This is a genomic window from Aromatoleum sp., assembly GCF_036675785.1.
GTDB lineage: Bacteria > Pseudomonadota > Gammaproteobacteria > Burkholderiales > Rhodocyclaceae > Aromatoleum.
In genome coordinates this window covers 1-20,877 of sequence record NZ_JAKFEF010000080.1, presented here as the reverse complement: position 1 = coordinate 20,877, position 20,877 = coordinate 1, and the positions used below count along the sequence as shown (strand labels likewise).

Here is a 20,877-nt window from a genome sequence, read left to right as displayed (position 1 = left end):
TTCATCGTTTCGTGCCCCATGGCGGTGCATTCCGGATCCGCCGCGCGCGAGCGGAATCATTCAACTGTTTGTCATAAACCGTGCCTCCGGTAGACTGCCCCGCGATCCTTTCCGGAGACGTCCCATGTCGTTGGCCCTGGTACGCACGCGCGCGCTGGTCGGTCTGAATGCCCCCGAAGTCACGGTCGAAGTCCATCTCGCGAACGGATTGCCGTCATTCAACCTTGTCGGCCTCGCCGATACCGAGGTGCGCGAGGCGCGCGACCGGGTCCGCGCGGCGATCGTCACGTCCCAGTTCGAATTCCCGCAGCGCCGCATCACCGTGAATCTCGCCCCGGCCGATCTGCCGAAGGAGGGCGGACGCTTCGATCTGCCGATCGCGATCGGGATCCTCGTCGCGTCCGGGCAGGTCGAAGGCGCGCGTCTCGGCGGGCATGAATTCGTCGGCGAGCTGTCGCTGAACGGCTCGCTCCGCCCGATCCGCGGAGCGCTCGCGGCCGCGCTCGAAAGCGGCCGTGCGGCGCGCGGCCTCGTGCTGCCGGACGCGAACGCGGACGAAGCGGCGCTCGCGAGCGCCGCGCAAGTGCTGCCGGCCGGCAACCTGCTTGCGGTGTGCGCGCACCTGAACGGGCACACGGCGCTCGCGCGGCACGTTCCCGCGCCGCGCGAGGCGGGCGGCGCGCAGGAGGCGGATCTGGCCGAGGTGAAGGGGCAACTGCAGGCGCGCCGCGCGCTCGAAGTCGCCGCCGCCGGTCAGCATTCGCTGCTGTTGTTCGGGCCGCCCGGCACCGGCAAGTCGATGCTCGCGCGGCGCCTGCCCGGACTGCTGCCGCGGATGGACGAGGCGGAGGCGATCGAGAGCGCCGCGATCCAGTCGATCGAAGGGTCCTTCGACGCGTCGCGCTGGGCGCAACGGCCGTACCGCGCGCCCCATCATTCATCCTCGGCGCCGGCGCTCGTGGGCGGTGGCGCGAATCCGCGTCCCGGCGAAATCAGCCTTGCGCACCACGGCGTGCTGTTCCTCGACGAGTTGCCCGAGTTCGATCGCCGCGTGCTCGAGGCGCTGCGCGAGCCGCTCGAGACCGGCACCGTGACGGTGTCGCGCGCGCGCCGACGGGCCGAGTTCCCCGCGCGCTTCCAACTCGTCGCGGCGATGAACCCCTGCCCCTGCGGGCACGCCGGCAGCGCGCGCTGTCGCTGCACGCCGGACCAGATCGCGCGCTACCGCGGCAAGCTCTCCGGTCCGCTGCTCGACCGCATGGACATCATCATCGAAGTGCCGTTGCTCGATCACGCCGAGATGCTCGCGCAGCCCGCCGGCGAGCCGAGCGCCGCGGTGCGCGAGCGGGTCGAACGCGTCCGCGCGGTGCAACGCGACCGCCAGGGGGAACCGAACAGCCGGCTCGCCGCGGGGCGAATCGACGCGCTCTGCGCGCCCGACAACGAAGGACGGGCGCTGCTGAGCCACGCGATCGCGCGGTTGAACCTGTCGGCGCGCGGCTACCACCGCGTCCTGAAAGTCGCGCGGACGATCGCCGACCTCGCCGGCGCCGAACGCGTCGGCGCCGCGCATCTCGCCGAAGCGATCCAATACCGGCGGGGATTGGACCCCCGGTAACGCCCGAGGGGCGCCGCAGGCCCGTCGAGCCGTAGGTCGCGTGAGCGCAGCGAAGGCCGACGCGGGGGTGGATCGGAGCCGTGGAACGTCGGACATCGCTGCGCTCGGCCCGACCTACGCACGATGACGCCCAATGCGGGCATCGGGGCGACGTCGGACGGGCACGACCGGCGGCATGAGTGAGCCCCCCGGCGACCTGAGCCGGCGCTTCAGCCTGTATGCTTTCGTGACGCGGCAAGCCGGCCGAACGAAACCAGACCGGCGTTCCGGCCTCGACGCCAGTCCCGAAACGGGTCGCCGCGCGGATCCCGCCACCAACGACAAGAACGACGTTCCCCAGGAGTCTTGCTGTGCCCGCTTCCTCCCCGTGGCTCGCGGCGGTGCTCGCCGCGCTGTCGGCGATCGGCCCTTTTTCGATCGACACCTACCTGCCCGCTTTTCCGGCGATCTCGGTGTCGCTGTCGGCGACGCAGCTCGAAGTCCAGCAGACGCTCACGGCGTACATGGCGACCTTCGCGTTCATGGTGCTGTGGCACGGCGCGCTCGCCGACCGGTTCGGGCGTCGCGCGGTGATTCTCGTGTCGATGGCCCTGTTCGCCGCGGCGTCGCTGATTTGCGCATTCGCGCCGTCGATCGAGTGGCTGTGGGTCGGGCGCGCGCTGCAGGGACTGGTGGGCGGCGCGGGCGTCGTCGTCGGGCGCGCGATCGTCCGCGACGTGTACGACGGCGCGCAGGCGCAGCGGCTGATGTCGCGCGTGATGATGATCTTCGCGATCGCGCCGGCCATCGCGCCGATGATCGGCGGCGTCCTGCTCGCCGTCGGCGGCTGGCGCGCGATCTTCGTGTTTCTCGCGCTCTTTTCGACCGCGCTGGCGTATCTCACGTGGCGCTTCCTGCCCGAGACCCTGCCGGTCGCGGCGCGCCACCCGCTCCACCCGGTGACGCTCGGCCGCGCGTACACCAAGGTGTTCGGCAGCGGCGCGTTCCTGCTCGTCGCCGGCGCGGTCGCGTTCAACTTCAACGGGTTCTTCGTCTATGTGGTGTCGGCGCCGACCTTCCTGATCGACCATCTCGGACTCGGGCCGCAGCAGTTCGGCTGGCTGTTCGTGCCGGCGGTCCTCGGCATGATCGGCGGGTCGGCGCTGTCCGGCCGCATCGCCGGGCATTGGAGTTCGCGGCGGACGATCGCGGTGGGTTTCGCGATCATGATCGCCGCGTCGCTCGGCAACGTCGTCGTCGCCGCGGTGCTGACGCCGGGCGTGCCGCAGTCGGTGCTGCCGATCGGGTTCTATACGCTCGGGATGGCGCTCGCGATGCCGAGCCTGACGCTGCTCGCGCTCGACCGCTTTCCCGCGCGGCGCGGCCTCGCGTCGAGCTGCCAGAGCTTCCTGCAGGTCGGCGTGAATTCGGTGACCGCGGGTCTGCTCGCACCGGTGCTGTGGTACTCGCCGCTGACGCTCGCGGCCAGCATGGCGGGTTTCGTCGGGTTCGGACTGTTCCTGTTCCTGAACTGGCGGCGCGTGCAGGAGCCGTGAGCGTCAGGCGACGACGTCGATTTCGCCGAGGTAGGCCGCGCGCACTTTCGGGTCGGTCAGGAGCTCGGCGCCGGTGCCGGACAGCGTGATCCGCCCGGATTCCATCACGTAGGCACGCTGCGAGAATTCGAGCGCGAGGTTCGCGTTCTGCTCGACGAGCAGGATGGTGACGCCTTCCTTCGCGACCGACTGCACGACTTCGAAGATCTTCTCGACGACGAGCGGCGCGAGCCCCATCGAGGGCTCGTCGAGCAGCAAGAGCTTCGGCCGCGACAAGAGCGCGCGGCCGATCGCGAGCATCTGCTGTTCGCCGCCGGACAAGGTGCCCGCGACCTGCGCGAGCCGCTCTTTCACGCGCGGCAGCATCGCGTAGACGCGCTCGAGATCGGCCTCGATGCCAGCGGCGTCGCGGCGCGAATACGCGCCCATGCGCAAATTCTCCTCGACGGTCAGGCGCGTGAAGATGCCGCGGCCTTCGGGCACGAGCGCGATGCCGCGGCGCAGCCGCTTGTGCGCCGGCAGGTACCTGAGCTTCTCGCCCTGATAGACGATCTCCCCGCCGGCGAGCGGCAGAATGCCCGCGATCGTGTTCAGCGTCGTCGTCTTGCCCGCGCCGTTCGCGCCGATCAGGCTGACGAGCTCGCCGCGGTAGAGCTCGATGTCGATCCCCTTGACCGCGTGGATGCCGCCGTACGCGATCTGCACGCCGTCGAGCTGCAGCAGCGGCGACGCGGCGCTAGTGTGCATGCTTGCGGCCTCCGCCGAGGTAGGCGCTGATGACGGTTTCGTTCTTCTGCACGACGGCCGGCACGTCCTCGGCGATCTTGCGGCCGAAGTCGAGGACCGCGACGCGGTCGCACAGCCCCATCACGAGCTTCACGTCGTGCTCGATCAGCAGCACCGTGATGCCGTCGCGTCGGATCTGTTCGATCAGGAGTTTCAGTTGCGCGGTCTCGGTCGCGTTCATCCCCGCCGCCGGCTCGTCGAGCGCGAGGAGCTGCGGCTCGGTCGCGAGCGCGCGCGCGATTTCGAGCCGGCGCTGGTCGCCGTACGACAGGTTCTTCGCGGTCGCGGTCGCGAAGCGCTCGATGCCGACGTATTTGAGCAGCTCGTAGGCGCGCTCGGTCGTCAGGCGCTCCTCCTCGCGGGTGCGCTTGTTCTGCGTGAGGATGCCCCAGATCGTCGCCTTCGTGCGGATATGGTGGCCGGCCATCACGTTCTCGAGCGCGGTCAGGTCGCGGAACAGGCGGATGTTCTGGAACGTCCGCGCGATGCCCTGCGCGACGACGAGATGCGGCTTGCCGGTCGGCAGCGCGGTGCCGTTGAACACGAACTCGCCGCCGTCCGGCGCGTAGGCGCCGGTCAGCACGTTGAAGAGCGTCGTCTTGCCGGCGCCGTTCGGCCCGATCAGCCCGTAGATCTCGCCTTTGCCGATCGACAGCGACACCTCCGACAGCGCCTTCAGGCCGCCGAAGCGCTTGTCGATGCCGCGGGCTTCGAGCAGCGTGATCACCGCGTCACCCCGCGGCCGCGCAGGTGCTCGACGTGCGAATAGCGCGCGTGCGCCGGAATCAGCCCGGCGGGCTTGAGCAGCATCATCAGGATCATCGCGAGCGATAGCAGCAGCATGCGCAGCACTTCCGGGTCGAGGATCACGGTGCCGAACAGCGCCTGCTGCACCGGCACCGCGAGGTGGCGCAGGATCTCCGGCAGCGCGGAGAGGATCAGCGCGCCGACGATCGCGCCTGCGACGTTGCCCATGCCGCCGAAGACGACCATCGTCAGCACCGCGATCGACTCCATCAGCGAGAACGACTCGGGCGACACGAAGCCCTGGAACGAACCGAAGAGCCCGCCGGCGACGCCGCCGAAGGTCGCGCCGAGCGAGAACGCGAGGAGCTTCATGTTGCGCGTGTTGATGCCGATCGCCTTGGCGGCGAGCTCGTCGTCGCGCATCGCCGCCCACGCCCGGCCGACGCGCGACACTTGCAGCCGCTGGATGAACACGATCGAGCCGACGACGCAGGCGAGGAAGAAGTAGTAGTACAGGAACAGCGAATTGATCGAGAAGTCTTCGGTGACTTGTATGTTGCGCGACAAATCCCAGCCGAACAGCACCAGCGGGTCGAGCGCGTTGATGCCCTGCGGGCCGTTCGTGATGTTGATCGGATAGTTCAGGTTGTTCATGAAGATGCGCACGATCTCGCCGAAGCCGAGCGTGACGATCGCGAGGTAGTCGCCGCGCAATCGCAGCACCGGGAAGCCGAGCATGATACCGGCCATCGCGGCGAAGCCGGCCGCGAGCGGCAGCACGACCCAGAACGGCAGGTGCACGTCGAAATGCGGCGACGCGAGGAACGCGAACGTGTAGGCGCCGACCGCGTAGAACGCGATGTAGCCGAGGTCGAGCAGCCCGGCGAAGCCGACGACGAGGTTCAGGCCCAGCGCGAGCATCACGTACAGCAGCGCGAAGTCGAGCACCCGCACCCAGGTGCGGCCGAACAGGATCGCGATGATCGGCGCCGCGAGCGCAAGGACGAGGATCAGCCAGCGCGCGGCCTGCGGGTTGCGTTTGCCGAGCCACGGGACCGCGAGGGCGAGTTCGTTCATTCGGAGGTCCCCGTCACGCGCGGTCCGACACGCGTTCGCCGAGCAGGCCGGTCGGCCGGAAGATCAGCACGAGCCCGAGGATGATGAACGCGAAGATGTCCTGGTACGACGAGTTCAGGAAGCCGAAGGTCAGGTGTTCGATGTAGCCGGCGCCGAAGGATTCGACGAGCCCGAGCACGACGCCGCCGAGCATCGCGCCGCCGAGGTTGCCGATGCCGCCCAGCACCGCGGCGGTGAAGGCTTTGAGGCCCGGCATGAAGCCCATGCCGTAGTGCGCGATGCCGTAGTTGCTCGCGTACATCACGCCGGCGATCGCCGCGAGGCCCGCGCCGATGACGAAGGTCATCGCGATGATCAGGTTCGTGTCGACGCCCATCAGGCTCGCGACGCGGTGGTTCTCGGCGGTGGCCCGCATCGCGCGGCCGAGCTTCGTCTTCGTCACGAGCAGGATCAGCGCGGCCATGATCAGCGCCGAGCCGACGATGATCGCGATCTGGATCGGCGTGATGAACACGCCGGCAATCGGCTGCACCGGCGTCGTCGAAATCAGCTGCGGGAAAGTGTGGTAGCTGCGGCCCCACAGGATCATCGCGATCGTCTGCAGCAGGAAGGACACGCCGATCGCGGTGATCAGCGGCGCGAGCCGCGGCGCGTTCCTCAGGCGCCGGTACGCGAGCCGCTCCATCGCGTAGCCGAGCATCATGCACACCGGGATCGCGACCGCGAGGGACAGCGTCAGCATCGCGAGCGGCGACATCCCGGGCGCCGCGCCCATCAGGAACAGCATCGTCTGCAGCGCCGTCATCGCGCCGATCATCACGAGGTCGCCGTGCGCGAAGTTGATCAGCCCGAGGATGCCGTAGACCATCGTGTAGCCGAGCGCGACGAGCGCATAGACGCTGCCGACGACGAGCCCGTTTACGAGTTGCTGGAGGAAGGTTTCCATCGTCAGCCTCGATGTTGCGGGCGCGCGGGGTGTTCGACATCGCCGGCCGACAGGACGGGCGTCGAACGGGGTAGGCCGATTACGACGGGCATCGACGGAAAAGGGGCGCGGCCGCCGCCGGCCGCCGCCCCGGTTGTCGCCGCCGTCACGCGCGGCGGCCGCTTGCTGTCACATCGCCGCCCATGCGCCGTCCTTGTAACGGTACATCGTCACCGCGCCTTCGCGGATGTCGCCCTTGTCGTCGAACGAGACGGTGCCGATCACGCCGGGGAAGTTCGACTTCGAAAGCTCGGGCAGGTACTTCGACGGCTCGGGCGAGTTCGCCGCCTGCATCGCCTTGATGATCGCGGTCGCGGCATCGTACGCGTACGGCGAGTAGATCTGCACGTCGGCGTTGAACCGCGCCTTGTAGCGGGCGCGGAACTCGGTCCCCCCGGGCATCTTGTCGATCGCGAGGCCCGGCATCGAGCAGTAGGCGCTGCCGTTGATCGCGTCGCCGGACAGCTTGATCATCTCGGGGCTGCAGCCGCCGTCGCCGGTGACGAACTTCGCTTCGACGCCGAGCTGCTTCAGTTGCCGCAGCATCGGGCCGGCCTGCGCGTCCATGCCGCCGAAGAAGATCACGTCCGGCTTGATGCTGCGGATCTTCGTCAGGATCGCGTTGAAGTCGGTCGCCTTGTCGGTCGTGAATTCGCGCGCGACGACCTTCGCGCCGCCGGCCTTCACCGCCTTCTCGGTCTCGTCGGCGAGGCCCTGGCCGTACGCGGTGCGGTCGTCGATGATCGCGACCGTCTTCGCGCCGAGGTCGCCGGCGATGAACTTGCCGAGCCGGCTGCCCTGCTGCACATCGTTCGCGATCGTGCGGAACACGCCCTTGTAGCCCTGGCGCGTCAGCGTCGGGTTCGTCGCCGACGGCGACACCATCGGCACGCCCGCCTGATTGTAGATGCGCGACGCGGGAATCGTCGTGCCCGAGTTCAGGTGGCCGATCACGCCTTTGACGCCCGCATCGACGAGGCGCTGCGCGACCGTCGTGCCGGTCCGCGGGTCGGCCTGGTCGTCTTCGCCGATCAGTTCGAACCGCACCTTCTTGCCGCCGATCGTGATGCCCTTCGTGTTGGCGTCCTCGATCGCGAGTTTCGCGCCGTTTTCGTTGTCCTTGCCGAGGTGCGAAATCGTGCCCGTCAGCGGCGCGACGCTGCCGAGCTTGACGACCGTTTCCTGTGCGTGTGCCACCGACAGCCCGAATCCCATTACCGCGATTGCAACGACCGTTGTTTTCATGCCCGACCCTCCGCTGGAATCAAGGAATTGCCCCATTTCGTCCGCCCGGTGCCGAACCTCGACTACTGAGGCGCCCGGGCGGCCCTGCTGCATGCAACGCCGTGTTTCGTCGATTCCGCAGGCCACGCATCCGCACGCGGAAACACGCCGAAAAGTCGCCGTATTCTGCCGAAAAACCCGTGAACGGTGCGCGAGGCTGCCGATGCTCCCGGGGGACGCGGACCCCGCGACGCAGCATTCAGCGGCCTGCAACGCTTCGTCGCGCCCACGCAAATAGCGCGACTTCAGGCGTATCGGGGGGGAGAAGACCGTGACGACACGCACAGTACGGATGGCGCGGTGCACAATCCATGCCGCGTAATGGGTTTCCCTAATGGGCGCGGAAAGAGGCGGGAACAGCGGGGAGGGAGATGAAAAAACACGTCGCGCGGACGTCCGCGCCGGCGATCCTCGCCGCGCTCGCCCCCGTCCGCTGCCGGGCCACCCGAGTGGGGCGCGCCGTTCACCGCCAGACGCCGCGAGTGGTCAGTTCAGCGCTTCCCACTTGCCGTTGCGGAAGCGGTACATCGTGACCCCGCCTTCGCGGATGTCGCCGTTCTTGTCGAACGCGATCTGGCCGGTAATGCCGGGCATGTTCAGCTTCTTCAAGGCGGGCAGGTATTTTGACGGCTCGACCGAGTTCGCCGCCTTCATCGCTTCGACGATCGCCATCGCCGCGTCATAGCTGTACGGCGCGTACAACTGCACGTCGGTCTTGAAACGTTCCTTGTAGCGGCTGTTGAATTTCGCACCGCCGGGCATGTCCGCCATCGGGATGCCGGCCTGGGTGCAGTACGTCTCGGCCGTCATCGCGTCCGCGGCGAGCTTGATCATCTCCGCGGTGCAGGCGCCGTCACCGCCGAGGAATCTTGCGCCGAGACCGAGCTGCTTCATCTGGCGCAGCATCGGGGCGGCCTGGGCGTCCATGCCGCCGAAGAACAGCGCGTCGGGCTGTTTGCCCTTGACCTTCGTGAGGATCGCGGTGAAGTCGGTCGCCTTGTCAGTCGTGAACTCGCGCCCGACGACCTGCACGCCCTGCTGCTTGAGGCTTTCGATGAACGCGTCGGCGAGGCCCTGGCCGTAAGCGGTGCGGTCATCGACGACCGCGACCTTCTTCGCCTGCAGCGTCTGGCCGGCGTATTTCGCCATCGCGGCGCCCTGTTGCAGGTCGTTCGCGATGACGCGGAAGGTGCCCGTGTAGCCTTGCTGCGTGAGCTTCGGATTCGTCGAGGACGGCGTGATCATCGGGATGCCGGCCTGTTCGTAGATGCGCGAGGCCGGGATCGACGCCCCCGACGTCGTATGGCCGACGACGCCCTTCACGCCGAGGTCGCTCAGGCGCTGCGCGACCGTCGTCGCGGTGCGCGGGTCGGCTTGGTCGTCTTCGCTGACGAGTTCGAATTTCACCGGCTGCCCGCCGACCGTCGTGCCCTTCGCGTTTGCGTTCTCGAGCGCGAGGCGGGCACCGTTCTCGCCGTCCTTGCCGATATGCGCGAGCGGCCCGGTCAGCGGGCCGGCATGGCCGATCCTGACGACCGTCTGGGCGTGCGCGGAGAGCGCGAAACCGGCGAGCGCGAAAGCGAGCAGGGTCCTGTTCATTCGAAGTCTCCTCATTGTCGTTGACGCGGGGCCGTCCTGCGATGCCACCCCGGCGATCTCGCTGGTGACGGGGGCGGGCTGCGATCGGAAGAATAGCGCGTGCCGCCGGCCCGGAGCACGTTCGGCCCCGCGGGTGGCGTCCGGAGCGTCCGGCAGGCCGCGCTACACTCGTTCCTCGCGAGGCGCCCGCGTCGCCGCATCCTCGGGAAAGGAGAACTCCGGCCATGAAACGACTCATCGCGCTGTTGTGCACCCTCCTCGCGGCGATCGGCTTGGCGGCCTGCGACTATTTCGCGCTCCGCGAGCTCGAGCCCGGCGTATCGACCGCGGTGGACGTGCGCGACCGGCTCGGCAAGCCCGGGATGGAATGGCGCAACGAAGATGGCTCGGCCACTTGGGAATACTCACGTCAGCCCGAGGGGACGCAGTGCTACATGGTCACGATCGGGCCGGACGGCGTGCTGGGGTCGATCGAGCAGGTATTGAACGAAAGCGGTTTCGCCCGGATCAAAAGAGGTATGACGGGCAACGACGTGCGACGGATTCTCGGCCGCCCGGCAACCGAGCAGTACCTGGAACTCGCCGGCGAGACCGTCTGGAACTGGCACATCGAATCGCCGCCGCCGGCGTCGGACCCGACCTTCTTCACGGTGCATTTCAACAACGACGGGCGCGTCGTCAAGACGAGCCGCAATACGGAATACCGAGGGGGCTGAAATGTGGTCCCGCATCATCGCCATTCTTGCCCTGCTCTTCGTCGCCGGCTGCGCAAGCTACGCGTCGCGCATGCCGCCGCTGACGACGGAAGCCGATGCGATCGCAGTACACGGCCAGCCGACGCGGCGCTGGGACAACGGCGACGGCACAACCACTCTGGAATATTCGACGCAGCCGTACGGCGAGACCGCGGTGATGGTCACGATCGACCAGGGTGGCATCGTGCTCGAACAGCACGACGCGCTGTCGGACCGCAATCTCGGCAACGTCAAGCGCGGCATGACAAAGGACGAGGTGTCGCGTCTGCTCGGCACGCACCGTTCGGTCCAGATCTTCCACCTCAGCGGCGAGGAGGTGTGGGACTGGAACATCTACAACGACGGTCCGGGCATCGCGACGCTGTTCAATGTGCATTTCGTCGACGGTAAGGTCGTGCGCACGAGCCGGACCTACGTCTATCCGAGCGACGGCGTGTTGAGCGGCGCGATGTTCGGCTACCCGTACCCGTACTACGCGTATCCGTTTCCGTACCGATCCCGCTGGCGCTACTACCCGTACTGGCCCGGCCATCCGTGGTACTGGTAGGGCGCCGTCGCGGTGGGATGTAAACGTCCCCGCGATCGAGGCACCCGCTGTGCGTCGCGCGGTCCTCAGAAGCTCTTCGAGACCGCGAACACCACGCGCTCCTTGAAGATCTTGCGCCCGTCGCGGTCGCCATAGACCTTGTGGCTGCTATCGACGTCGGTATCGTGGTAGCGCAGGTCGAAGTTCAGCCCCCATATTGGCTTCGTGACGCCGACGTTCCAGTGCCGCCAGCCCTCGGCGCCGTCGCCGGTCAGTTTCTGGTAGCCGAATGAGCCGTCGATCCCCCAGCCGTTGGCGAGCGCGACTTTCGGGTGGATCGCGTAGTTCACCCCGTTCCAGCCGTCGACGCCGAACCAATCGTCGAGCGTCGGCGTGACTTCGAGCTTCAGGTTCCCCGGCCCGACGTCCCGGTCGAGGTACATGTACAACTCGCTGTAGTTGTAGCGGTTCGCGCCCGGGTACTGGTACGAGAATGCCATCACGTTGTAGTTGAAGCCGCTGTCGCCGATGGTGCCGTACTTGCCGAGGTAGGGGCCGACGACCGCGTAGATGTCGGGCGAGCCCTCGAACTTGTTCGTCGAGCCGAAATAGCCGAGGTAGGTGCCGCTCGAATGCGTCCACGCCAGCGAGGCCTGCACTGCGGGCACTTCGCCGCTTACCGTTTCCGACTCGCCGCGGAACACGTAGTCGGTCGCGAACTTCACGGACGCACCGATCGTCCCGCCGAGCACCACCGGCTTGTCCTCGGCCTGCGCCGTGCAGGTCAGCGCGATCGCGACCCCCGCGAGCATCAGCTTCGTGTATTCGCGCTTCATGTTTGCTACCTCATCGTCGTTGCAATCCGCGTCCGTCCGCCGGACTCGTTCGCTTCGCATGATGGGGAGCCGAAATGAACGGCAACGCCGAAAAAGGTGAATCGCGCGCTGCGTTTTGTAAACCGCCGCCCGACGCGCCTTCGGGCGATTCCACCGGCGCTCGGGGACACGCGGGGGGATCCCGTGCCCGGCGCGCAACACCGTTAACGTCGGTTAACAAATCCCCGCGCGGCGACAACAAAACCGCGCGGACTGTTCATGGCCGCTCTCTAGGATGGTGCTCGGAAAAGGTATCCAGGCAACCGGCACTTGATGGAGAGGCAAATCATGAGCATGTCGAGAAGGGAATTTCTGAAGGCTTCGGTCGCGTCCGCGGTGGCTGCGAACGGGCTGGCGTGGTTCGGGGCGGGTGAGGTGTTCGGCGCGGATACGGTCGTGATCCCGAGCGCGAGCCACTGGGGGCCGTTCAAGGCGGTCGTGAAGAAAGGCGTGCTCGTCGGGATCCAGCCGCTCGCCGACGTCGACGCGATGCCGACGAAGATGCTCACCGAAGGCCTGATCAGCCGCGTGTATCACAAGACGCGCGTGATGTACCCGATGGTGCGCAAGTCCTACCTTGCGAACCCGACCGGCGACACGAAGCCGCACCTGCGCGGCAAGGAGCCGTTCGTGCGCGTGACCTGGGACGAGATCCTCGCGATCACCGCGAACGCCGTGCTGACCACCGCGGAGCAGCACGGCAACGAAGCGCTCTTCAGCAGCTCCTACGGCGGCTGGTCGCACGCGGGCCTGCTGCGCCCGCAAGTGCTGCAGGGGCGGCTCTTCGGCCTCATCGGCGGGCATTCGGTGACGACCGGGGATTACTCCGGCGGCGCGTCGCAGATCAGCCTGCCGCACATCATCGGCGACATGGAGGTGTATTCGCCGCAGACCGCGTGGGAAGTGATGGCCGAGCACACCGAAGTGATGGTGTGGGTCGGCTGCGACCCGTGGAAGAACAACCGCATCGAATACACCGTCGCCGACCACCAGATGTTCCCGCGCTGGAAGCTCATCAAAGAGCGTGGCGTGAAGTTCATCTCGATCAACCCGCAGTACACGACGACCGACGAGGCGCTCGGGTCCGAGTGGGTGAAGATTGTGCCGAACACCGACACCGCGCTGTTCCTCGCGATGGCCTACCACGTGTATACGACCCGCCGCCACGACAAGGCCTACCTCGACAAATACACGGTCGGCTTCGACAAGTTCCTGCCCTACCTGCTCGGCAAGGACGCCGACGGCACGCCGCCGAAGACGCCCGAGTGGGCGTCGAAGATCACCGGCATCCCGGCGCAGAAGATCGTCGAGCTCGCGGAACTCTTCGCTTCGAAGCGCACGCAGTTCGCCGGCGCCTGGGCACTGCAGCGCGCGCACCACGGCGAGATGACGCACTGGGCGATCATCAATTTCGCTGCGATGCTGGGCAAGATCGGCAAGCCGGGCCAGGGCGTGGGCTTCAGCTGGCACTACGGCGGCGGCGGCATGCCGCAGTCGAACCACCCGATGCCGGTGGGCCTGTCGCAGGGCCGCAACCCGGTCAAGACGCGCTGTCCCGCGTCGCGCATCAGCGAGATGCTGATGAACCCGGGCAAGCAATACACGCGCGACGGCGCCACGCACACCTACCCCGACGTGCATCTGATCTACAACTCCGGCAATAACTTCATGTCGCACCAGCAGGACACGAACGAGCTCTTGCGCGCGATGAACAAGAAGGTGCGCACGGTGATCTGTCAGGACCCGTGGTGGTGCGCGTCGTCGCGCTTTGCCGACATCGTGCTGCCGGCGACGTCCGCGCTCGAGCGTGACGACATGAGCAGCGGCGGCACCTACAGCAACGACAAGATCTACGCGATGCGCCAGGTGATCCAGCCTTACGGCGAGAGCCTCGACGACTTCGAGGTCTTCCGCCGGCTCGGCGACCTGATGGGCGTCGGCTTCCAGTTCTCCGAAGGCAAGACGGTGCAGCAGATCCTGCGCGAGTCGTACGACCGCACGAACCCGACCGTGCCGTTCGACGAGTTCTGGGACAAGGGCATCGTGAAGATCGACGTCCCCGAGAAGATGCGCCAGTGGGTGCGCCACGGCGACTTCTACACCGACCCGGTGAAGAACCCGCTGCACACGAAGTCCGGCAAGATCGAGGTGTATTGCTCCGAGATCGACAGCTTCAAGGTGACCGACTGCCCGCCGATCCCGAAATTCCTCGAGCCGTTGGAATACCTCGGCAACGCCAAGCCCGGCCAGGTGCACGTCGTCAGCCCGCACCCGTTCAACCGCTTGCATTCGCAGATGGCGCAGGCCGACTTGCGCAAGTACGAGAACGTCAAGGGGCGCCAGCACGTGCGCATCAGCGTCGAGGACGCCAGAGCGAACGGCATCAAGGACGGCGACCTTGTCGAACTGTACAACGAGCGCGGCGCGCTGATCGCCGGGGCGGTCGTCACCGACCAGATCATGAAGGGCGTCGTGAGCCTCGAGGAAGGCAACTGGATCCAGCTCGATTCGAAGGGGCGTTGCAACAGCGGCGCGATCAACATCATCACGACCAGCGTCGCGTCGAGCGGCCTGAGCCAGGCGACGAGTGCGAACACCTGCATCGCGAGCATCAAGAAATGCACCGATGCCGAGTCCGAGAACCGCGCGTACGAGCCGCCGCCCGTCGAGAAGGCCGGCAAGCTCGCGCTCGACGTCGCCGGCATGAAGCTCTTCGAGCGCGCCGCGGCGCTCAAGGGCGCGACGATGGCGAGCATGACGCCGGGCGAGAAGCTGTTCTACGAACGCTGCACGCTGTGCCACGTGCCGCGCGAACCGGGCGACTACACCAAGAAGCAGTGGCACGGCATCACGCAGAGCATGTTCCCGCGCGCCGGCCTCGACGACGCGCAGAAGAAGATCGTGCTCGAGTTCCTCGAGAAGAACGCGAAGGACGCGGCAGCGATGTGACGCGGTCCGGTACACGATGGCGCCCCGACCGGGGCGTCGACGCTGCGGAGCCCGGCCACGAGCCGGGCTTATTCCGTCGACGCGGGCGAGTAGCGGAACTGAGGCGTGAAGGTGCTCGGCGGCAGCGAGTCGCCGAGGTCGATGCGGCCGAGACCGTTCTGGTCTACGACCTGCACGCGCGGACCGAGGTGGCGCGCGACCGGCCGCCCTTCGAGGAGATCGACCGCCTGGCCGACCGACAGCCGCCCCTGCAGCACCGGCGCGTCCGACGGCGCCGCGAGGACGCGTCCGCGCAGGATGCCGCGGTACACCGCCGGAGTGAAATAGGTCGCGACGATGTCGATTTTGTCCTGCAGCCCGCGCTCGCGCAGCACGCTGATCGCCGCCTCGGCCATCAGCGCGTTGCCGACGAGGTAGCGAACGTTCGGATGCCGGTCGAGCGTCTCCTGCACGAGGTTGCGCTGCACCGCTTTCGCGGTGTCGCCCCACGCGGTCGTCTCGATCACGATGCGGCTGCCCGCGATCGCTTCACGGAAGCCGCGGTCGACGAACGGCACCCAGCCCGCACCCCGGGGTCCCGGAAACCACGCGATCGGCAGGGGCGGGCCGTCTTCCGGATGGCGGCGGGCGAGGTATTCGCCGGTCCGCCGCCCCATCTCGTACCACGACACGCCGACCTTCGCGGCGATGCCGTCGTCCGCGATGTCATTGACCGTCGCGAGCACGGGCATCCGGCGCGCCACGTCGGCGATGACGTCGGCGAGGCCGTCGAAAGACACCGTGCCGAGGATCACGGCGTCGACGTCGGGGTCCGCCCCGCAGGACTTCAGCTGGTAACGCTGGATTTGCTCGTTCGGATATCCGCCGGCCTCGAAGAGGCGCAGCTCGACGCCGAGACGCCGCGCCTCGTCGACCATGCCGTAATCGACGCCGAGCCAGTATGCGTCCTTGATGTGCGGAAACACCGCGCACAGCGTCCAGCGCCGGGTCGCCGGCCGGGACGGCTCGTAGCGCGTGGCGCTGGGCGTGCGCGTGTAGTCGAACGGCGGCTCCCAGCGCACGACTTCGCGCGTGCCGGCCGAACCGGGCGCCGCGGCGGACAGCGCGAGCAGCGCGGTTGCGACAAAAAGGGGAAGGCGCCGGATGAGTGTCATGGGGGCGGGCAGGCGCCCGGTCGGGCGGAGCGACAAGTGCCGCGATCGCAGCGGGCGACAGGCAAATCCCGCCTTCGGAATCGTTGTCCCGCGGCGGGACGGGCGGGCAAAATGTTAGTCCAACCGCGGGACGCGAACAACGCCATTTTCTCCGCCATTTCCTCCCCTTCCTTCGGCGAGCCCGCGCGGCTGCGCCGTGCGCGCGCGGAATCATGACAAGCGCCTGGATCGAACGGCTCGACGCACGCTTCGGCCTGATGGGCAAGGTCCTGCTCGTTCTCGCCGCGGCGGCGCTGCTGACGGTCGTCGTCGCCGCGACCGCGTGGCTGAGCTTCCAGCAGGTCGTCGCGACACAGCGCGCGCTCATCGACGACGCGGTACCCGCAGTCGATGCGGTACAGGGTGTCGCACGGCTCAACATGCGGGTCGCGGCGCTCGCCGAGCAGCTCGGCCGCGCTTCGTCGGCGGCCGAGGTTGACCGGCTGCAGCGCACGTTCGGCGAGCAGCTCGCCGAGATTCGAGGCTTGCTGCAACGCCTCGACCGTCAGCATTTCGAGCCGGACCTCAGCGTTTCGGCCGCCGCGACGCTCGATGCGATCGCCGCGAACCTCTCGCAGCAGGTGGATGACGTCCGTCGCCGGATCGAACTGGGCAACCGCGAGCGCGGCCTGCTCGCGGAGAATCGGCGTGCCGTACTCGCGCTGGTGATGCTCGCGGAATCGCTGTCGGCGAATGCTTCGACCTCGACGATCGCGACCGTGTCCGGCCTCTATCCGCTGGTCGATTCTGCGCCGCCGAAGGAGCGGGTGTTCGAGTCGCTCGACCGTCTCGTCGAGGTGAACATCGACCGCATGGAGCGCATGGCCGAGTTGCAGCTCGTGTGCTTCAACCTCAAGACCCTGCTCGAACGCGCCGAGCGCGAGGAGAGCGGCGAAGCGCTGGCCGCGCTGCAGGCGGACTTTGCCGGGAACCTCGAAGTGCTGCAAAGGCGCCTCGAGGACATTCCCGATCCCGCACGCAAGGGGAGCGGACTCGTGGAATACGAGGTGCTCGCGGCTGCGGTCGTGCCCGACGGCCTGTTCGCCCTCGCGCAGGACCGGCTCGAACGCGCCGGCGCCTTCCGCCGCTTGCGCGATGACGGCGCCGCGCTCGGCGCCAAGCTCACCGACCAGGTCGGCGCGCTCGTCAGCGCCGCGCGCGTCGCGATCGACGCGGCTGGCGAGGAATCGAAGCGCGCCGTCGACCGTGGGATGTTCGGCTTCCTCGCGGTCGCGGCGATGCTGTTCTTCGCGTTGATCGGGACGCTGTGGGTGCTGTTCCGGCACCATCTGCTCCGCCGGCTGCAGGGGATGGAAGCGGCCGTGCGCGCGCTCGGCCGCGGCGACTTCGATGTCGCGATCGCGACGCCCGGCAACGATCCGCTCGGCCCGCTGGCGCGCGCCCTCGAGCAGTTCCGCGACAACGCGCGCGAGCGCGAACGCCTGGAATGCGAGCTGCGACGTCATCAGCACGAACTCGAGGACCAGGTCGCGGCGCGCACCGCGGAGCTGCGGCGGAGCAACGCGCTGCTCGAACGTGAAGTCGCCGAGCATGCGGTCGCGCGCCGCGAGGCCGAGGAAGCCAACAGCGCAAAGAACATGTTCCTCGCCACGCTGAGCCACGAGTTGCGCACGCCGCTGTCGGGCGTCAGCGGCAGCGTCCAGTTGCTGCGCGACACCGGCCTCGATCCGACCCAAAAGGAATACGTGCGGATGATCGGCTACGCGAACGCGACGCTGCTCGAGATCCTCGAGGACATGCTGAGCTTTTCGCGCCTGGAAGCCGGCAAGCTCGACTTCGAGCATGTCCCGTTCTCGCTGCGCGACGCGATCGACAACATGCTCGTGCTGCAGAGCGTGACCGCGCGCGCGAAAGGCATCGCGCTGGTGCGCGACATCGCGCCGGAAGTCCCCGACATCCTGGTCGGCGACCGCCGCAAGCTCAATCAGATCCTGCTGAACGTGATCGGAAACGCGATCAAGTTCACCGACGAGGGTTCGGTCACCGTGTCGGTGCGCGCGAGCCAGCCTGACGAGGCCGAGCGCGCGAGACTTGCTTTCACGGTCAGCGACACCGGCATCGGCATTCTGCCCGAGCACTGCGCCGAAGTGTTCAAGCCCTTCGTGCAAGTCGAGGACGCGAGCCACCGGCGCCACGGCGGGACGGGTCTCGGGCTCGCGATCTGCCAGCGGCTCGTCGAGCTGATGGGCGGCCGGATCGGGCTCGACAGCACCCCCGGGCAAGGGACGCAGGTTCGCTTCGAGCTGGAGTTCGAGCTTGGGGATGCCGTCCACGGCCAGCAGGACAGCGATGCCGCCGCATCGGCGTCGCCGCAACGGCCGCTCGACGTGCTGCTCGTCGAGGATGACGAGATCAACCGCATCGTCTGCACGCGCTACCTCGAATCGCTTGGCCACCGCCCTCTCGTCGCGGAAGACGGCGAAGCGGCACTCGAATTGCTGCACCGGCGCACCGAGGGGATCGACGCGGTGCTGATGGACATCAGTCTGCCCGGCGCGTCCGGCATCGAGGTGGCGCGCGCGATCCGCGGACTGGACGACGGTCGCTGGGCCAACGTGCCGGTCGTCGCAATGTCGGCGCACGTTGCGGGCGATGCTTTCGAGCAGTTTGGTTCAGCCGGGATCGCGGGCTTCCTCAGCAAGCCGTTCGACCGTACCGAACTCGCCGGAGCGATCGCCGCGGCAGCGGCCGGGCAGATACCGGGGCCCGCGGCCGGGGAACATCGAAGCGACGCCGGTGCCGGTGCCGGTGCCAGTGACAGTGCGGGGGCGGGAGGCGCGCTGCCGGGCGATGCCGCGCCGGTCGGCCGCGACGCGCCGATCGACGAGGACTATCTCGCCGGCGAGCTCGCGAGCCTTGGCGCGCGCACGCTCGCCCACCTGCTCGAACTTTTCCGCGAGGACGCGGACGCGGCCTTTGGCGAGTTCGAACGCAGTGTGGCCGCCAGCGACCGCGACGCGCTCGCGCAGCGCGCGCACCGGCTGGCCGGTGCCGCCGGCAACCTCGGCTTCGTGCAGGTGACCGCGGATTCGAAGCGGCTCGAAGACGCCGCCCGCGACCCGGCGCGCGAACCCGGGGAACTCGAACGGATGATCGACGGCTTGCGGGGACAGGTCGCCCGCGCATGCGAGGCCCTTGCGGCGCGCCTCGCCGTCGAGGAACGGGTCGACCCGCGAAACCCCCCGTCGGCTACAGCGGAGTGACGTCGGCGGCGAGCAGATAACCTTCGCCGCGCACGGTCAGGATCAGCTCGGGATTCTTCGAGTCGACTTCGAGCTTCTCGCGCAGGCGCGAAATCAGCACATCGATCGTCCGGTCGTTGGGATCCCACGCGCGATGGCTGACGTTCTGCATCAGCCGGTCGCGGCTCAGGACGATCCCGGGCCGGCGCACGAGGCTCGCAAGCAGTTCGAACTCGCCGCGGGTCAGGTTTTCCCGCCGGCCGTCGCTGCCGACGAGGCGCCGCTGCGCGATGTGGATGGTCCAGTTGGCGAAGCGATACGCGCCGTGCTCCTGCGCCGCGGGGCGGTTGCGCATGCCGCGCAGGACGATCTTCACCCGCGCGAAGAGCTCGCGCGAATTGAATGGCTTCGTGACGTAGTCGTCCGCACCCGATTCGAGCCCGACGATCTTGTCGATGTCGTCGCTGCGGCCGGTCACGAGGATGATGCCGAGACGTTCGTCGTGCGCGCGCAACTCCCGCGCGAGCTCCAGCCCGTCCTTGCCGGGCAGCCCGACGTCGAGCAGCACGACGTCGATCGGCTGTGCCCTCAGCACGTCCCACATCTTCTCGCCGTTGTTGGCGGCCAGCACGTCATACCCCGCGCTCGAAAAATAGGCTTCGAGCCGTGCGCAGGTCACCGGGTCGTCGTCGACGACAAGGAGTCTAGGTCGATTCTCGATCACGGGTGGCGGAACTTTCGTGGAACGGACGGCCCGTCAGTGCAGGGCCGCGGGGCGCGCCGATTATATCGGGATTCCCTGTTGAAGCGCCGGGTCGTCCTGCCGCACCGGGGTCGTGCAAGGCCGCGCGCTCCATGTGTTCCGGTTCATCGAGCGGGTTTCCAAGGTCGAAAAATCCGGTGAGCCAGCTGGACGAGGGCGTGGGCGAGAGGGGTGACGCGGTGGTGGCGAGCGGGTCTGTCAGCATGATTCCGGGCGCGAGGATGTGACGGCCGCGGACAGTCTCGGCTGCGGCCAGCGTGCCCGCTCGACGTCGGTTGCGGCCGCCTGCTGCCGTGCGACGCAGGCGTCGAACGCCGAGGCGGTGCCGGAGGCGAGCGCGCGGAGCAGCACCGCCCCGCTTCATTTATTTCAGGTCATGTCGGTTTGGAAGTGGAATACGGGGGTGAGCCCGATACCGTCTGTAATCTTCCATGAGCAGCCGCGCTTCGGGCTGCTCGTCGCACCGAGGGCGAAACGTGTCTTGCACCTCCGTCAGTCCGACCAGCCCTGCATGCGATTAGGCTCGGCGTCGTGACGGCGGGACCACCAGGGGAGATAGGCGTTGCCTTCGCCGCGGGCGCGGAACCAGGGTTTGTCGGGGTCGAACGGGGTCGGGTGCGCGGGCGGGCGCACGAGAACGGCGGTGACGGAGGGGTCGTCGGCGCGGACTTCGCCGGCGAAGGACTCGCGCGTGGCGGCGACGACGACGGGGACGTTGCGGTGGTGCGCGTAGGCGATCGCGAGGACGAAGTTGGTGGCGGCGGTGCCGGCGCCGAGTTCGCCGAGCAGCGCGGCGGTGTCGAAGCTGTGCTCGAGGAACGGCTTGGCGGGCAGCGTCTCGGTCATCGCCTGCGCGAGCGGGCCGACGCGGCGGCTCGCCTCGGCGCTGCCCTGGCCAGCTTCGTGGATCACGTAGCCAAGCGCCGCGGGCTCGAGCCCGCCGCGGCCCGCGGCGTCGGCGAACGCCTCGCGCCACGCGGCG

General features: G+C 68.0%; 15 protein-coding genes and 1 pseudogene. 6 read left to right on the top strand and 10 right to left on the bottom strand.

The annotated features are described in order from the left end of the window. The first annotated feature begins 124 nt into the window (after window positions 1-124). Window positions 125-1,618 (top strand): YifB family Mg chelatase-like AAA ATPase, encoded by a 1,494-nt coding sequence (locus tag V6M37_RS17380; protein ID WP_332675452.1) that lies wholly within the window; start codon window positions 125-127, stop codon window positions 1,616-1,618. A 350-nt stretch (window positions 1,619-1,968) separates the two neighbouring features. Next, entirely contained in the window at window positions 1,969-3,153 is a 1,185-nt protein-coding gene (locus V6M37_RS17375) for a multidrug effflux MFS transporter (protein ID WP_332675451.1), read from the top strand. Between the two features lie 3 nt (window positions 3,154-3,156). Here V6M37_RS17375 and V6M37_RS17370 read toward each other — a convergent pair whose 3' ends face one another. The 6 genes from V6M37_RS17370 to V6M37_RS17345 all read right to left on the bottom strand — a co-directional run bounded on the left by V6M37_RS17370 (window position 3,157) and on the right by V6M37_RS17345 (window position 9,631). Continuing rightward, window positions 3,157-3,900 (bottom strand): ABC transporter ATP-binding protein, encoded by a 744-nt coding sequence (locus V6M37_RS17370; protein ID WP_332675450.1) that lies wholly within the window; start codon window positions 3,898-3,900, stop codon window positions 3,157-3,159. Then, on the bottom strand, window positions 3,890-4,666 hold the full coding sequence (locus V6M37_RS17365; protein ID WP_332675448.1) for an ABC transporter ATP-binding protein: 777 nt from the start codon (window positions 4,664-4,666) through the stop codon (window positions 3,890-3,892). The genes V6M37_RS17370 and V6M37_RS17365 overlap by 11 nt, the downstream gene beginning before the upstream one ends. Continuing rightward, a complete protein-coding gene (locus tag V6M37_RS17360) occupies window positions 4,663-5,763 on the bottom strand; it encodes an ABC transporter permease subunit (protein ID WP_332675446.1) in 1,101 nt (366 codons plus the stop codon). Before V6M37_RS17360 ends, V6M37_RS17365 begins: the two co-directional genes overlap by 4 nt. Before the next feature lie 13 nt (window positions 5,764-5,776). Next, entirely contained in the window at window positions 5,777-6,709 is a 933-nt protein-coding gene (locus V6M37_RS17355) for a branched-chain amino acid ABC transporter permease (protein ID WP_332675444.1), read from the bottom strand. A gap of 168 nt (window positions 6,710-6,877) precedes the next feature. Beyond that, window positions 6,878-7,993, bottom strand: coding sequence for a branched-chain amino acid ABC transporter substrate-binding protein (locus V6M37_RS17350; protein ID WP_332675442.1), 1,116 nt, complete (start codon window positions 7,991-7,993; stop codon window positions 6,878-6,880). A 525-nt stretch (window positions 7,994-8,518) separates the two neighbouring features. Continuing rightward, window positions 8,519-9,631, bottom strand: a complete 1,113-nt coding sequence (locus V6M37_RS17345; protein WP_332675441.1) for a branched-chain amino acid ABC transporter substrate-binding protein — start codon at window positions 9,629-9,631, stop codon at window positions 8,519-8,521. A 224-nt stretch (window positions 9,632-9,855) separates the two neighbouring features. On the opposite strand from V6M37_RS17345, the gene bamE reads away from it, so the two are divergent. Both bamE and V6M37_RS17335 read left to right on the top strand, forming a co-directional pair. Then, the gene (bamE, locus tag V6M37_RS17340) at window positions 9,856-10,347 is read left to right on the top strand and encodes an outer membrane protein assembly factor BamE domain-containing protein (RefSeq protein WP_332675440.1); all 492 of its coding nucleotides are present in this window, start codon (window positions 9,856-9,858) and stop codon (window positions 10,345-10,347) included. A gap of 1 nt (window position 10,348) precedes the next feature. Continuing rightward, entirely contained in the window at window positions 10,349-10,933 is a 585-nt protein-coding gene (locus V6M37_RS17335; RefSeq protein ID WP_332675439.1) for a hypothetical protein, read from the top strand. A 65-nt stretch (window positions 10,934-10,998) separates the two neighbouring features. Here the strand turns inward: V6M37_RS17335 and V6M37_RS17330 are convergent, their stop codons facing one another. Then, window positions 10,999-11,748 (bottom strand): TorF family putative porin, encoded by a 750-nt coding sequence (locus V6M37_RS17330; protein WP_332675438.1) that lies wholly within the window; start codon window positions 11,746-11,748, stop codon window positions 10,999-11,001. A 327-nt stretch (window positions 11,749-12,075) separates the two neighbouring features. On the opposite strand from V6M37_RS17330, the gene V6M37_RS17325 reads away from it, so the two are divergent. After that, the gene (locus V6M37_RS17325; RefSeq protein ID WP_332675436.1) at window positions 12,076-14,736 is read left to right on the top strand and encodes a molybdopterin-dependent oxidoreductase; all 2,661 of its coding nucleotides are present in this window, start codon (window positions 12,076-12,078) and stop codon (window positions 14,734-14,736) included. A gap of 68 nt (window positions 14,737-14,804) precedes the next feature. Here V6M37_RS17325 and torT read toward each other — a convergent pair whose 3' ends face one another. Beyond that, window positions 14,805-15,890, bottom strand: a complete 1,086-nt coding sequence (gene torT, locus V6M37_RS17320) for a TMAO reductase system periplasmic protein TorT (protein WP_332675434.1) — start codon at window positions 15,888-15,890, stop codon at window positions 14,805-14,807. A gap of 212 nt (window positions 15,891-16,102) precedes the next feature. Here torT and torS point away from each other — a divergent pair, with 212 nt between their 5' ends. Next, on the top strand, window positions 16,103-19,153 hold the full coding sequence (torS, locus tag V6M37_RS17315) for a TMAO reductase system sensor histidine kinase/response regulator TorS (RefSeq protein WP_332675432.1): 3,051 nt from the start codon (window positions 16,103-16,105) through the stop codon (window positions 19,151-19,153). Here the strand turns inward: torS and V6M37_RS17310 are convergent. Next, a complete protein-coding gene (locus V6M37_RS17310) occupies window positions 19,140-19,856 on the bottom strand; it encodes a response regulator (RefSeq protein WP_332675430.1) in 717 nt (238 codons plus the stop codon). The two genes, torS and V6M37_RS17310, sit on opposite strands and share 14 nt — an antisense overlap. 531 nt (window positions 19,857-20,387) lie before the next feature. Further along, window positions 20,388-20,877, bottom strand: a pseudogene (locus V6M37_RS17305) (hypothetical protein); the annotation flags it as partial.

Coding starts and splice junctions, on each gene's coding strand:
- V6M37_RS17380 (WP_332675452.1), top strand. CDS start 125: ATGTCGTTGGCCCTGGTACGCACGCGCGCGCTGGTCGGTCTGAATGCC.
- bamE (WP_332675440.1), top strand. CDS start 9,856: ATGAAACGACTCATCGCGCTGTTGTGCACCCTCCTCGCGGCGATCGGC.
- V6M37_RS17355 (WP_332675444.1), bottom strand. CDS start 6,709: ATGGAAACCTTCCTCCAGCAACTCGTAAACGGGCTCGTCGTCGGCAGC.
- V6M37_RS17350 (WP_332675442.1), bottom strand. CDS start 7,993: ATGAAAACAACGGTCGTTGCAATCGCGGTAATGGGATTCGGGCTGTCG.
- torT (WP_332675434.1), bottom strand. CDS start 15,890: ATGACACTCATCCGGCGCCTTCCCCTTTTTGTCGCAACCGCGCTGCTC.
- V6M37_RS17370 (WP_332675450.1), bottom strand. CDS start 3,900: ATGCACACTAGCGCCGCGTCGCCGCTGCTGCAGCTCGACGGCGTGCAG.
- V6M37_RS17335 (WP_332675439.1), top strand. CDS start 10,349: ATGTGGTCCCGCATCATCGCCATTCTTGCCCTGCTCTTCGTCGCCGGC.
- V6M37_RS17345 (WP_332675441.1), bottom strand. CDS start 9,631: ATGAACAGGACCCTGCTCGCTTTCGCGCTCGCCGGTTTCGCGCTCTCC.
- V6M37_RS17360 (WP_332675446.1), bottom strand. CDS start 5,763: ATGAACGAACTCGCCCTCGCGGTCCCGTGGCTCGGCAAACGCAACCCG.
- torS (WP_332675432.1), top strand. CDS start 16,103: ATGACAAGCGCCTGGATCGAACGGCTCGACGCACGCTTCGGCCTGATG.
- V6M37_RS17325 (WP_332675436.1), top strand. CDS start 12,076: ATGAGCATGTCGAGAAGGGAATTTCTGAAGGCTTCGGTCGCGTCCGCG.
- V6M37_RS17330 (WP_332675438.1), bottom strand. CDS start 11,748: ATGAAGCGCGAATACACGAAGCTGATGCTCGCGGGGGTCGCGATCGCG.